Here is a 13,337-nt window from a genome sequence, read left to right as displayed (position 1 = left end):
CCAGAATATGCGAAACCAACTGGCCAGGTACTTACAGGGCAAGGGCGTTGCAACAGCCTCTTTATAAACGAGGGGATGAAACACTCAGGCTATAGATTCAACAATATGGCCAGAGAGGCTATGACCCCCAGAGCATTGGTCACTGGGATTGTATCCGCCGATGAAGTGGAAACCGGGTTGATATTGAAAGTCGCATTGGTAGTCGCATTGGTAATAGACGCTATGACCCCCAGAGCATTGGTCACTGGGATTGTATCCGCCGATGAAGTGGAAACCGGGTTGATATTGAAAGTCGCATTGGTAATAGATGCAGAGGACTGAGGGTCTCTCATGCAAACAGCTGAGTCAAAGTAGAACTGACCCTCGACGTTGGTCAGTCCAGTCAAAGCAGTGGCTTTGGAATCATTGATAGGAGTCCAGCTATTCACGATCTGGCAAAGTGTCGGTGCACTGGTCGTTGCCATGCCGACGGTTGAACTCACAGACCTTGGGCACTTATCTGCCAGTGGCAATGGATCAACGGCTTTCAGGGGGAAATATTCGTTGTCTACTTTCCACAAAGTCATTCCCCGAAAGTGGTTACAGGTCAGTGCCAGATCAAGCTTGTCATAGATAGTTAAAGCTGTCCTTGTGACGTTGATATTGTTACCAACCAGATTAATGAGAGGAGCTTTTCTATGGGCAAAAACGAAAAGACCTTTTAAAGCGAACCCACCCCTTCGGGTTTCAATTCCTGTACGGATTTCGCTACGTGTCTTGCCTTTATTATCAATATCAACAGTGTTTCTGAAGATATTAATATTGCTTCCGGATCCAATTGCAATGTCAGCCAATTCCGAGATTTTGCCCCGGAATGTGTTACCAATTATTTCGAGTTTGTTTGACAGGTTATTGATGTTGCGAAGATTAATGAATATTGCTTCCTCGGGAATCATACTGAGTTTTGTTGTGCGGATGGTTTCACCAATGACCTTGTTATTAGCGAAACGTAAGCCCGGACCCGTGTGCAAATCACTGGTGGATGCATCCAGATTCGCAGAACAACTAATGTTAACTGCGGCCCAGACAGGGAGATAAAAAACGTTGTTCTCTATAGATAATGACCGATAATAGCAGTTTGTGTGGACAATATCGTCAGTTTGAGTATCTGGATTAACTCCAGTTGGCCGGAAAGTAATATGTTTTATATGATTGTCTGCTGTTTCTCCAAAATTGAATTTGTCATCGTAGTCAACGCCAACCCCGATCATGTATCTATTTTTAAAGTTATCATGGAGCTTGATAACAATTTCATAACCGTCATCGGCAGCCCCGATGAGGTCCTGACCGTTCTTCAGAGTTATTGCATTGGCGATAAGATATTCAGCAGTGGGCTTACCTGTCACGGGGGCAACGGTTGGAGAAGTTGTTTTGGAGGAAAGCAAGATAACGGTGTTATCAGGAATCTGTTTTATCAACTCACTTAAATCATCTGCAGGGTCGGCACTGAGAACAACGCACTGTCGTCCGCTAACAAGATCACTGTCCTCGAGCCGTTGTTGGACCCCCGTCGTTTGACCTCTGAGAGAGCTGCATAATTCCGTTGGATGGGGAGTTGCAGTAGTAGGAGCTGCAGTTGACGATTGAGCTGTAACTGTCGATTGTACAGCGGCGGACGGTTGAACTCTAGCTGTCGGTTGCACTGCGGCTGTTTGTTCAACTGCGGCTGACGATTGAACTGCGGTTGTCGGTTCAACTGCGGCTGACGATTGAACTGCGGTTGTCGGTTCAACTGCGGCTGACGATTGAACTGCGGTTGTCGGTTCAACTGCGGCTGACGATTGAACTGCGGTTGTCGGTTCAACTGCGGCTGACGATTGAACTGCGGTTGTCGGTTCAACTGCGGCTGACGATTGAACTGCGGTTGTCGGTTCAACTGCGGCTGACGATTGAACTGCGGTTGTCGGTTCAACTGCGGCTGACGATTGAACTGCGGTTGTCGATTGAACTGCGGCTGACGATTGAACTGCGGTTGTCGGTTCAACTGCGGCTGACGATTGAACTGCGGTTGTCGGTTCAACTGCGGCTGACGATTGAACTGCGGTTGTCGGTTCAACTGCGGCTGACGATTGAACTGCGGTTGTCGGTTCAACTGCGGCTGACGATTGAACTGCGGTTGTCGGTTCAACTGCGGCTGACGATTGAACTGCGGTTGTCGGTTCAACTGCGGCTGACGATTGAACTGCGGTTGTCGGTTCAACTGCGGCTGACGATTGAACTGCGGTTGTCGGTTCAACTGCGGCTGACGATTGAACTGCGGTTGTCGGTTCAACTGCGGCTGACGATTGAACTGTGGTTGTCGGTTCAACTGCGGCTGACGATTGAACTGTGGTTGTCGGTTCAACTGCGGCTGACGATTGAACTGCGGTTGTCGGTTCAACTGCGGCTGACGATTGAACTGTGGTTGTCGGTTCAACTGCGGCTGACGATTGAACTGTGGCTGTCGATTGAACTCCAGCTGTCGATTGAACTGCGGCTGTAAGTTGAGTCGTGTTCTGAGCCTGAAGGTTCAGAGGCAGTAAAAGAAATACAGGTGCGATGGACAGGGACGAATAGTGCCGCAACTTAATCATTTTCAGGACTCCTTGGAAAGTCGATAGGAAGCCTAGTCGCTGTGTTTATAATTATCCATTAATAGGATTAAGGCGTTGCAAGAAAATAGATCGATCTTTCTGTCTGTTCTCTCTTAAGTTTCTGTTATTCAGGGTGTTTGCTCTGACTCCTGAGCCATTTATATACAGGGTTTTGCAACAACCTGTTTAAACCGAAAGGATGAATCAGTTCATGTCTATAGTTTCAACAATATGGCCAGAGTGACTATGACACCCAAACCATTGGTCACTGCGGTGGTACCTGATGATGAAGTGGGAACCGGACTGGTACTGGTACTGAAAGTCGTATTGGCAATAGAAGAAGAGGACTGAGCGTCTGCCATGCAAGCAGCTGAGTTAATGTAGAACTGACCCTCGACGTTGGTCAGTCCAGTTAAAGCAGTCACTGTAGAATCATTAATAGCAGTCCAGGTATTCACGATTTGGCAGAATGCAGGCAAACTCCCAGTTGCCATGCCAATAGTTGAAGTCGCTGGGCTTCCGCACTTATCTGCCAGTGTCAATGGGTCAACGGCTTTCAGGCTGTGTTTTGTAAGTTGTCGCCACGGACTGCCAGCCTGCAGGTGGTTACAGGCCAGAGCCAGTTTAATGGTGTCAATAACGACTATAGCTGCTGCTGAGCCCCGGATCTGATTGCCTGCAAAATTATAAAGAGGAGGTTCTTCAATCTTACTGGTATGACCTATGAGAATGAATCCCCCTTGTATTAATTTTCCTCGACCAGAAGCTTCCTTGTAGGTCTTGCCGACATTGGAAATATCGACCCTGTTTCTGAAAACATCCATACTGGTTCCGGCTCCAAGCATTATTTCACCCGCTCCTGCCATTGTATTTTGAAATATGTTCCCTATGGCAGCGACCCTCTGTGTCTGGTTCTTGATGGATTGAAGATGAATACGTATCCCTCTCTCGGGAGTTAATTCGTCTATCTGCATTGGGATAGTGTTACCTATAACTGTGTTATTGACAAACATCAGGCTCGGGCCCGGACGACTGTCATTTTGGGCCGCATTCAGGTGTTCTCTACACTCAAAGTTAACCGCAGACTTATAAGGAAGATAGAATACATTGTTGTCTAAAATCAGTCTCCGGTTAAAGCACTCTGCTAAAACAATGTCATTAATGGGCCTGGGTAGCTTAGGTCCGGTTGGCAGGAAAGTAACGTGTCTTATATGACTGTCTTCTGTTTCTCCAAACTGGAAGTTGTCAGTGATTCCAACCCTGACCATCTGTGTATCTGTATAACTTGCGTTATTCTTGATGACGATTTCAAAACCGTCATTAGCGGCCCCAAGAATGTCCTGACCGTCTTTCAAAACGATTTCACTGCCAATGAGGTAGTCAATCGGGGTTATGCCCGAGGCAGGGGCAGGGGTGACCGATGGTATAGGCGTCGTTAGGTTAGTGACAGCCTCTGAGGAGAGCAGTATCACGGTGTTTTCAGGAAGCCGGTTTATCAACTGAGCTAAATCTTTTGTCGAATTGGCACCGATAACAATGCATTGCCGCCCGCTGACAAGGCTACTGTAGAGGTTTAGCCGTTGTTGAACCCCTGTCGTTTGTCCTGACAAAGAGTCGCACAGTACCCTTGCAGGATCATTGGCTGGAGTCTGAGCCTGCAGACTCAGAGTCAGTATCAGGCATACAGTGACGATTGATCGCGCAAAATAAAGTAGCCACTTAATCATTATCTGGACACCGCATAAAAGGCGATAGTAAGCCTGGACTCTGTATTAATACTTATTCATTAACGAGACCAGAGTGTTTTTATAGAATAGGTGATCTTTTCTGTCTATTGTTCCTCTGGTGCTTTTGGCCAGAGTTGAAGTCCTGACTTCTGAGCCATTCACAGGCGGCGTTTTGCAACGGCCTTTGTAAACCGAAGGGATGAATTAGCTCAGGTTATGGAGTCAATAAAATGGCCAGAGTTGTTATGACAGCCAAGCCAGTAGTCAACAGGGTTGTAACTTCTGAAGAACTGGCGATCGCGCCGTTAATGCAAGTCGTGTCAGTAATAGCAGCAGGGGATGCGGTTGCTGCCTGGCAGCTGTACGACTCAAACAGGAACTGGCCTTCGACGTTGATCAGTCCGCTGCAGGCAGTCGCCGTGGAGCCATTTATAGCCGTCCAGGTATTCATGATATGACCGATTGAAAACGGAATAGATGTTGCCATGACAGCTGCAGAGCCTGAAGTGGGCATTGCAACGGTTGAACTGACGAAGCCCTGGCACTCACCTGCCAGTCCAGGTTCTAATGGATCTTCAGCTTTCAGGATGAATTGCGGTTGAAGTTGTTGCCAGGGTTTAACTGCCTGCAGTTGATTACAAGCCAGAGCCAGCGCAAGGGGTGTGCTGACGGCTATAGCCGTCCCTGTTACATAGATCTTATTGCCGACCAGATTAAAGAGAGGACGTTCTGCGTCGGTATCTGCAAAACCAGTAAGAACAAAACCTCGTTGAGGTTGTCCTTCGGCAATGTAAATCACCAGTGTATTTCTGAAAACATCCATACTGGCTCCGGGTCCAAGATTAAACTCACCTGCGTCTGCCATTTCGCCCACGAACCGATTCCCAATAACTGCGACCCTCTTTGAATGGTTCATGATGTTGGGAAGATTAATATAGACCCCTTCCTCGGGAATAGTACCGTGGTGCATCGCACTGGTGGGGTCAACTCTGAGCGTGTTATTTTCGAACAGCAGACCCGGGCCGGGCCGTGTGGTATTGTCCGATGCATTCAGGGGTTCTTTGCAATCAATATAAACTGCAGCCAATTCAGGAAGAAAGAAAACGTTGTTTTCTACAATCAATCTCCGGTTATAGCACTCTGCGAAAACAATGGTGTTAACCGGCCTGTGGTGCTTAGGTCCGGTGGTCTGGAAAGTAATGTGTTTTATATGACTGTCTCTTGTTTTTTCAAACTGAAAGTTGTCAGTGGTTCCAGCCCTGATCATCTCTTTCTTTTTATAATTTGAATGAAACGTAATGACGATTATAAAACCGTCATCAGCAGCCCCGAGAATGTCGTGACCGTCCTTTAAAACTATCTCTCTGCCGATAAAGTACTTAACCGGGATTATACCTGTCGCTGGGGTAACGGTCGGGGCCGTGGTATTGGAAGAGAGCAATATAACGGTGTTTTCGGGAATCTGTTTTATCCGCTCACTTAAATCATCTGCAGGGTTGGCCGTGAGAACAATACACTGTCGTCCGCTGACAAGTTTACTGTACTGGTTTAGTCGTTGCCTAACCCCCGTCGTCTGTTCTTTAAGACTGTTGCACGCGCTTGGAAGGCTCGTTGTGGCTGAAGATTGAGTCGTTATCCGGGCCTTTAAACTCAAAGTATGAAACAGGAATACAGGGGCGATTAACCAGATCGTATAATGCTGCAACTTAGTCATTTTATGAGCCCTTTTAAAAGAGTGGATAGGAAGTCCGGGCGCTGCGTTTAAACTTGCCGTCAGTCTGTGCTCCTGATGGGACCTGCCGAGCCTGAAAGCAAGAGAGCCAGAGTAAGTGAATTCATGCCTCTGGCTTTTAAACCGAAGGGACGGATTCTCTCGGGTTACAGATTCAACAATAGTGTCAGGGTGGTTATGACACCCAAACCCGTTGTTACTGAGGTTGTAGCTGTTGATGAATCGGGGTCTATGTCAGCGGCAGGCCTACTGCTGTTGCCTGGAGATAGTGTAGTTGTTTTCAGGCAGTCTTCCCGGCCAAAGAAGAACTGTCCTTCAAAGTTGGTCAGTCCACTCAGGGCCTTGATCCTGCAGTCACTGATGGCTGTCCAGCTATTCTCGATCTGGCTGATTGTATAGGAACCGGTAGTGGGTGTTGGCATAACTAAGGTTGAACTCACGAAGTTTTTGCACTTACTTCCAAGTGGAAATGGATCAGCGGCTTTCAGGGTGAATTCTTTGTATAGTTGTCGCCAAGGGCTGGATCCCTGCAGGTGGTTACAAGCCAGGGCCAGTTCAAGGGGTGGACTGACGGCCAGAGCCATTCCTGTTACCCGGATCTGGTTGCCTGCCAAATTATAGAGTGGACGTTCTGCATCACTTTCTGAATGACCTTTGAGAACGAAACCACTCCTTTGTGTTATTCGAAGGCCAGTGGTGTCGCGAACAGTGGGGCCAGCATTGGTAATGTTGACCGTGTTTCTGAAGACATCCATACTGGTTCCGGGTCCAAGTTCAAACTGACCTGCATCTGCTATTACGCCCAGAATTGTGTTCCCGGTAAGCGCGACTCTCTTTGACTGATTCTTGATGGCAGGAAGATTAATAAATATTCCTTCCCTGGGAATGGTGATTCTGTTGTCTATTGTGCTGATGATCTTACCGATAACTATGTTCTTGGTGAACAGCAAGCCAGGGCCCTGCTGCGAGTCACTGTCAGACGCATCCAGACTTTTTTTGCAATCAAGATCAACCGCAGACCAGTCAGGAAGATGAAATACATTGTCTTCTATAATCAGTCTCCGGTTATAGCACTCTGCGAAAAGAATGGTGTTAACGGGGTGCTGGTCCAGAGGCCCGGTCGGAAGGAAGGTAAGATGACTCAGACGATTTTCATGAGTTTTGCCAAAATGGAAGTTGTCAGTGGTTCCAACCCTGACCATATTTTTATCCCGAAAACGTTCCCAAAGCGAAATAACGATTTCAAAACCGTCATCAGCAGCCCCAAGAATGAACTGACCGTTCTTCAAAACTATTTCATTCCTAATATAATAGTGAATCCGGGTTTTACCCGTCACAGAGGGAGTGGTTGGCACAGAGGGGGTGGTTGGTGAAAACGTGTGTGAGGAAAGCAGTATAACTCTGTCATCCGGAAGCTGTTTTATCAACTCACTTAAATCTTCTGCAGGGTTAGCGCTGAGAACCGTGCAATGTCGTCCGCGAATCAGGTTGCCGTATTGGGCCACCCGTTGCTTAACCCCCGTCGTATGCTTCAACGCAGGCAATAGGACAGAGTCGCACTCGATCGGGTCAAGTTTATTAGGGCGATGAGCGCCCGGAACCTCCTGGTTCAGAGCCTGTAACAGAAACAAAGGAGTAATCAACCAGACCAGATAATGTTGCAGTTTGATCATGCTGGGTCATACTCCTGAACGCTGCAATTTTACTCATCTATTAATCAAAACCGGTTGCCACGCTTGCGTAGGGATGAATAAGCTCAGGTCAAGGAGATAACAATACGGCCAGAGTGGTTATGATTCCCAGGCCAGAAGTAGTCAACAGATTTGTGCCCGCTGACGAAGTGGGGACCATAGAGGTAATGATAGTCTTGACGGTATCATGAGTCCTGCTGTTAATGGATATCGTATCGGTAATAAAAAAAGCGTGGGTCATGGCAACTGTCAGGCAGTCTTCTCTGTTAAAGAAGAACTGACCTTCGAAGTTGAACAATCCGCTGCAGGCGTTGGCGGTGGAATCATGGATGGCGGTCCAGGTGTTCCTGATCTGGTTGATTGTATAGGATTTGTGTGTTGGCATGACAACGGTTGAGTATGGAGTTGGCCAGTCAAAGGTTGAGTTTGGTGTCGGCGTGCCAATGGTTGATTCCAGACCTGACATGACAGAGGTTGAGTTTGGAGTTGACATGCCAACGGTTGATCCCGGACTTGGCATGACAGAGGTTGAGTTTGGAGTTGACATGCCAACGGTTGATCCCGGACTTGGCATGACAGAGGTTGAGTTTGGAGTTGACATGCCAACGGTTGATCCCGGACTTGGCATGACAGAGGTTGAGTCTGGAGTTGACACGCCAACGGTTGATTCCAGACCTGGCACGACAGAGGTTGAGTTTGGAGCTGACATGCCAACGGTTGATTCCAGACCTGGCATGACAGAGGTTGAGTTTGGAGTTGACACGCCAACGGTTGATCCCAGACCCGGCACGACAGAGGTTGAGTTTAGCGTTGACACGCCAACGGTTGATTCCAGACCTGGCATGACAGACGTTGAGTTTGGCGTTGACATGTCAACGGTTGATACTGGAGCCTGTCTGGAAACGGTTGAGTCAGGAGTGAGCATGGCAATGGATGAACTCATCACACTTGGGCACTCTTTTCCCAGTGGCAATGGATTAGCAGATTTCAGGCTGAATTCTGGTTGAAGTTGTAACCAGGGACTGATTGCCCGCAGGTGATTGCAAGCCAGGGCCAGTTCAAGGGGGCCTCTGACGGTTATGGCGGCTGTTGTTGTCTTAATCTCATTGCCCGCCAGATTAAAGCGAGCAGGCTCTGAGTCGCTGTCTTTGTGACGTATGAGAGCAAAGCCTCCCAGCAATGATTGTCGTTGTCGACGGGCGCTGCGAAGTGTGATACCGATATTGGAAATGTAGACCCTGTTTCTGAAGACATCTAAATGGGCACCGGGTCCAAGAACAAATTCACCGGCTTCAGCCATTCTGCCCAGGAATCTGTTCCCAATAACCTTGAGCCTCTTTGACTGGTTCTGGATGGCTGGAAGGTTAATGTGTATCCCTTCCTCGGCAAAAAAGAGGCCGAACCGCGTTCTGATACCACTACCGATGATCAAATTATTCGCGAACAGGAGGCCCGGGCCCGGGTGATCATCATTGGCGGATGCATCCAGAGGTTCTTTGCAATCAAGGTCAACTGCCGTCCAATAAGGAAGAGAAAACTGGTTGTTTTCTATAATCAGATTTCGGTTATAGCACTCTGCTTTAACAATTGCGTGTACTTGGCTGCGGTACCCGTGGCCTTTTGGCGTGAAAGTAACGTGCCTTATATGACTGCTTCTTGTTTTTTCAAACTGGAAGTTGTCACGGGTTCCAACCCTGACCATAAATTGCTTTTTATAACTTTGCTTAGGCGTAATGACTATTTCAAAACCTTTATCAGCTGCCCCAATAATGTCCTGACCGTCCTTCAAAACGATTTCACTATCAATAAGGTAGATAATCAGGGTATTACCTGTTGGGGGGATAACGGGTTGAATCGTCGTACGGGACGAGAGCAGTATGACAGTATTTTCAGGAATTTGATTGATCAGCTGAGCGGTATCCACCGTTGGGTCTGAAGTGAGAACAACACACTGTCGTCTACGAATAAATTCACTATTGTCGTCAAGCCATTGATGAACCCCCGTCGTTTGTCCTGAAAGAGAGGCGCAGTCTGTTGGAAGTGGCGGCTGAGTCGCTTGAGCTTCCGGATTCAGAGCCTGTAAAAGGAATACAGGAACGATTAAACGGGCTAAATAATACTGTGACTTGTTCATATTAAGGACTACTACCGATAAATCTAGATAGGAAGCCTAGACTCTGCATTTACAATTAGCCATCAGTCTCTTTGCCGGAGACATGACTTCAGATTAGTTTTTTAACAAAAGGAATAAAGAGGTCACGACGCCTAAAGCCGTTGCTGCGAGGTTTGTGCCCTCCGATGAAGGGGTAGATGGTGTGGTGGCAGGAGCAGAGGTCGAATTGATTGCCGGGCAGACTAGCGGGTCAAAGTTGAACTGACCATCGACGTAGGACAGTCCACTCAAGGCAGAAGCTGTGGAATTATTGATGGCAGTCCAGGTATTGACAATCTGACAGAGTCTGGGCGGCCGGGTCATTGCCATGGCAACGGTTGAATTTACCGAACTTTCGCACTCACCTGCCAGTGGTAACGGATCAGCAGCTTTGACGGGGTGTTGTTGTTTGTCTTGTTGCCAGGGTTTATAGGCCCGCAGGCGGTTACATGCCAGGGCCAGTTCAAGTTTTGCCTCGACACTTATAGCGGTGTCTGTTACATAAATCTGGTTGCCTGCCAGATTATAGAGAGGCGGTTCTGAAGCGCGTTCACTATGACCAATAAGAATGAAACCACCTTTTAGTATTTTTCCTCCTAAATTCATTTCTCTATGTGTCAAGCCTGAGTTGTCAATATCGATAATATTTCTGAAGATATCCATACTGCTTCCGGGTCCAAGACCAAAGCGACCCATGCTTCCCATCTTTCCCCGGGAAGTGTTCTCAATAACACTGACCCTCCCGGACTGGTTCTCGATGCCACGAAGATAGATTTTTAACGCATGCAGAGGGATACGCATGTGACCGTGAGCGTTGATTGAGTCGGCCAGTACTGTGTTATTGATGAAGTGCAGACCAGGGCCCGGACGCAAATGATTGGCAGCTGCATCGAGAGGTTCTGTGCACTCAAGTCTGACTCCGATCCAGTTTGGGAGATAAAATACGTTGTTGTCCAGAAACAATCTGCGGTTAGAGCACTGAGCGAAGATAATCGTGTGAATGGGTGAGCTGTTGTCAGGTAGAATGGGTTGGAACGTAATGTGCTTTATATGACTGTCTCTTGTTTCTCCAAACTGAAAATCATCATAGGAACCCATCTTGAGCATATAATTTTGTCGGAAACTTGGCCAAGGCGAAATAACGATTTCAAAACCGTCATCAGCAGCCCCTATAATATCCTTACCACTTTTTATAAGTATTGGACTGTCAATGAAGTAGTTAACCGGTTTTTTACTTGTTGAAGGGGTCATGAAGGGAGTAGGCGTCACTCCATGGATAATGTTGGAGGAGAGCAGTATCACGCTGTTTTCAGGAGCTCGATTAATCAGCTCTGCGGTATCTTCTATCGGATCGGCACTGAGGACAATGCACTGTCGTCCACGAACAAGGTCATTATACTGGTTGAGCCGTTGCTGAACCCCCGTCGTTTGTCCTGTAAGAGTGTCACACAATGTTGATGGCAAGGATGTTGTGGTTGCAGGCTGAGTTGTCTGGGCGAACAGGCTCAGGGCTTGTATCAGAAATGCAGTAACGATTAACCGAGCTGTAGAACGCTGCAACTTAATCATTTTCAGGGTTCCTCGGGAAGGTCGTTAAAAAGCCTAGACGCTGTATTTGTAGTTATCCATTGGTCTGTGTTGAGAAAGTACAACTTGTTTCCATGCTCTGCTTATCCGAAAACCGGTCTCAATAACTTGAGATAGCCTGTTGTTTCAAACTCCGGATCCCATAGAGCCTGAAAGGGAACCAGAGTTTTCTAAAAGCCTGCCTGAACCGGAAGGGTGAATCAGCTCAGATTAATTAGTGCACATCAAAGCCACGAGGGTCAGGAGAAAACACACACTAAAAAATTGGACGGTATGCTCTGGTAATCTACCGCAGTTCATGCAGATACTTTCAGTGGTAGTGCTACTGTCAGTTTTATTATTACTGCCAGTTTTAGTGGAACTGTCAGTTTTGCGGGTTCTGGAAACAAAGGATCGAGTGAAGGACTGGCAGTTTTCTGAGTCATAGAAGAGCTGGCCTACATAGTTTTCCAAACCGGAGCAAGCCGTATCAGAGGAATAATGTGTCGCCGTCCAGGTATTATCAGCCCGGTTGTTTTTATGTGGAGTTGGCATAACATCGTTTGAACTCACAAGGTTTTCACACTGTCTTCCAATATCACCAAATGTTGCAGGGAGTGCCTTGAATTTGTATTGCGGTTGCATTTGCCACCATGCATTGAAGGCTTGCAGCTGGTTGCAAGACATAGACAGTTCAATCAGTCCCCCGATAGTTATAGCTGTTGCTGTCACCTGGATCTTATTGCCAACCACATTAAAGAGAGGCGTTTTTGCACTGATATCGGTATGACCTAAAAGAGCAAAACCACCTCTGCGGTAAGCGGGGCGACCAATGCTGCCGTAATTGCGAATATCAACCGTGTTTTTGAAAATCTTTATATCGCTTCCGGAGCCAGGTTTAAACGCACCTGCCTCTGCCATTTTGCCCCGGATTGTGTTCCCGGTAACAGTTAATGCCTCTTGCTGATTTCTGATGGCAGGCAAATTAATAGATAGGCCTATTTCGGGAACAAGCGTTTTGGTGAGCTTTTTGAAGTTTGTACCTATGAGTGTGTTTCCGGCGAACAGCAGGCCCGGCCCCTGGTGTTTGTCATTGTCTGATGCATCCAGAGATTCTTTACAATCAAGGACAAGTGAAGCCCGGAGAGGAAGGTGAAATACGTTTTCTTTTAAAATGAGTTTCCGGTTATAGCATTCTGCGAAAACAATGGAGTCAATTGAGGGGGAGCCATTTTCCCGATTGGGCTGGAAAGTAAGGTGTCTGATGTGACTGTCTTCGGTTTCGTCAAACCGGAAGTTGTCAGTGGTTCCGACCTTAACGAAATGTTTATCTACAAATCCCGGCCGATCTCTGATGACGATTTCATGGCCATCATCAGCCGCCCCAAGAATGACTTGACCGTTTTTTAGACGTATTTCACTGCCAATAAGGTACTCAACCCGGACTTTGCTCGAGACAGGGTAACCTGATGGAGAAGGCGTCTTCACAGCAGTTTCGGAGGAGAGCAGTATCACGGTGTTTTCAGGAATTTGATTGATCAGCTGATCTGCATCCACTGTCGGGTCGGCACTGAGAACAGCGCACTGCCGACCGCGAACGAGGCTTTTATGCTCGATAAGGCGACTCTGAACCCCTGACGTCTGCCCCGAAATAGCCTCGCAGGACATCGTCGGAGGGGGTGTTGAAGGAGAAGGGGGTTCGGGTATAGTCGATTGAGTTGTCGTTTGGGCATGGAGACCCAGAGCCTTTATAAGAAACACAGGCGCGATTAATCGGGTTAAATTATGAATCACTTTAAAAACTTCCGGAAATCCTAAAATAAGGAAGCCTAGACTCTGCATTTATAACTATCCATT

Annotated in this window: 8 protein-coding genes; 1 reads left to right on the top strand and 7 read right to left on the bottom strand. The window is 47.5% G+C overall.

The features are described 5' to 3' along the window. Positions 1–89 precede the first annotated feature (89 nt). Complete coding sequence (locus ACO6VG_RS20815) at positions 90–1,457, bottom strand: hypothetical protein (RefSeq protein WP_422134034.1); 1,368 nt, start codon at positions 1,455–1,457, stop codon at positions 90–92. 266 nt (positions 1,458–1,723) lie between these two features. Here ACO6VG_RS20815 and ACO6VG_RS20810 point away from each other — a divergent pair, with 266 nt between their 5' ends. After that, the gene (locus ACO6VG_RS20810; RefSeq protein ID WP_422475458.1) at positions 1,724–2,521 is read left to right on the top strand and encodes a hypothetical protein; all 798 of its coding nucleotides are present in this window, start codon (positions 1,724–1,726) and stop codon (positions 2,519–2,521) included. Between the two features lie 306 nt (positions 2,522–2,827). On the opposite strand, the gene ACO6VG_RS20805 is transcribed toward ACO6VG_RS20810, so the two are convergent. From ACO6VG_RS20805 to ACO6VG_RS20780, 6 genes are all read right to left on the bottom strand, one after another. Beyond that, a complete protein-coding gene (locus ACO6VG_RS20805) occupies positions 2,828–4,339 on the bottom strand; it encodes a hypothetical protein (protein ID WP_422412907.1) in 1,512 nt (503 codons plus the stop codon). A gap of 214 nt (positions 4,340–4,553) precedes the next feature. After that, positions 4,554–6,053 carry a hypothetical protein gene (locus tag ACO6VG_RS20800; RefSeq protein ID WP_422475456.1) on the bottom strand — a complete coding sequence of 500 codons (1,500 nt, stop codon included), beginning with the start codon at positions 6,051–6,053 and terminating at the stop codon, positions 4,554–4,556. A gap of 164 nt (positions 6,054–6,217) precedes the next feature. Next, a complete protein-coding gene (locus tag ACO6VG_RS20795; RefSeq protein ID WP_422475454.1) occupies positions 6,218–7,744 on the bottom strand; it encodes a hypothetical protein in 1,527 nt (508 codons plus the stop codon). Positions 7,745–7,832: 88 nt separating this feature from the next. After that, on the bottom strand, positions 7,833–9,896 hold the full coding sequence (locus ACO6VG_RS20790; RefSeq protein WP_422475452.1) for a hypothetical protein: 2,064 nt from the start codon (positions 9,894–9,896) through the stop codon (positions 7,833–7,835). A 93-nt stretch (positions 9,897–9,989) separates the two neighbouring features. Then, positions 9,990–11,483 carry a hypothetical protein gene (locus ACO6VG_RS20785; protein WP_422475450.1) on the bottom strand — a complete coding sequence of 498 codons (1,494 nt, stop codon included), beginning with the start codon at positions 11,481–11,483 and terminating at the stop codon, positions 9,990–9,992. A gap of 228 nt (positions 11,484–11,711) precedes the next feature. Further along, positions 11,712–13,274 carry a hypothetical protein gene (locus ACO6VG_RS20780; RefSeq protein ID WP_422475448.1) on the bottom strand — a complete coding sequence of 521 codons (1,563 nt, stop codon included), beginning with the start codon at positions 13,272–13,274 and terminating at the stop codon, positions 11,712–11,714. Positions 13,275–13,337: the final 63 nt, after the last annotated feature.

Origin of the sequence: Endozoicomonas sp. ALB032, assembly GCF_049310125.1 — a bacterium.
GTDB lineage: Bacteria > Pseudomonadota > Gammaproteobacteria > Pseudomonadales > Endozoicomonadaceae > Endozoicomonas_A.
The sequence above is the reverse complement of the archived record's forward strand: the minus strand, read 5'-3'. Positions and strand labels throughout refer to the sequence as shown.

Coding starts and splice junctions, on each gene's coding strand:
- ACO6VG_RS20805 (WP_422412907.1), bottom strand. CDS start 4,339: ATGATTAAGTGGCTACTTTATTTTGCGCGATCAATCGTCACTGTATGC.
- ACO6VG_RS20785 (WP_422475450.1), bottom strand. CDS start 11,483: ATGATTAAGTTGCAGCGTTCTACAGCTCGGTTAATCGTTACTGCATTT.
- ACO6VG_RS20795 (WP_422475454.1), bottom strand. CDS start 7,744: ATGATCAAACTGCAACATTATCTGGTCTGGTTGATTACTCCTTTGTTT.
- ACO6VG_RS20790 (WP_422475452.1), bottom strand. CDS start 9,896: ATGAACAAGTCACAGTATTATTTAGCCCGTTTAATCGTTCCTGTATTC.
- ACO6VG_RS20800 (WP_422475456.1), bottom strand. CDS start 6,053: ATGACTAAGTTGCAGCATTATACGATCTGGTTAATCGCCCCTGTATTC.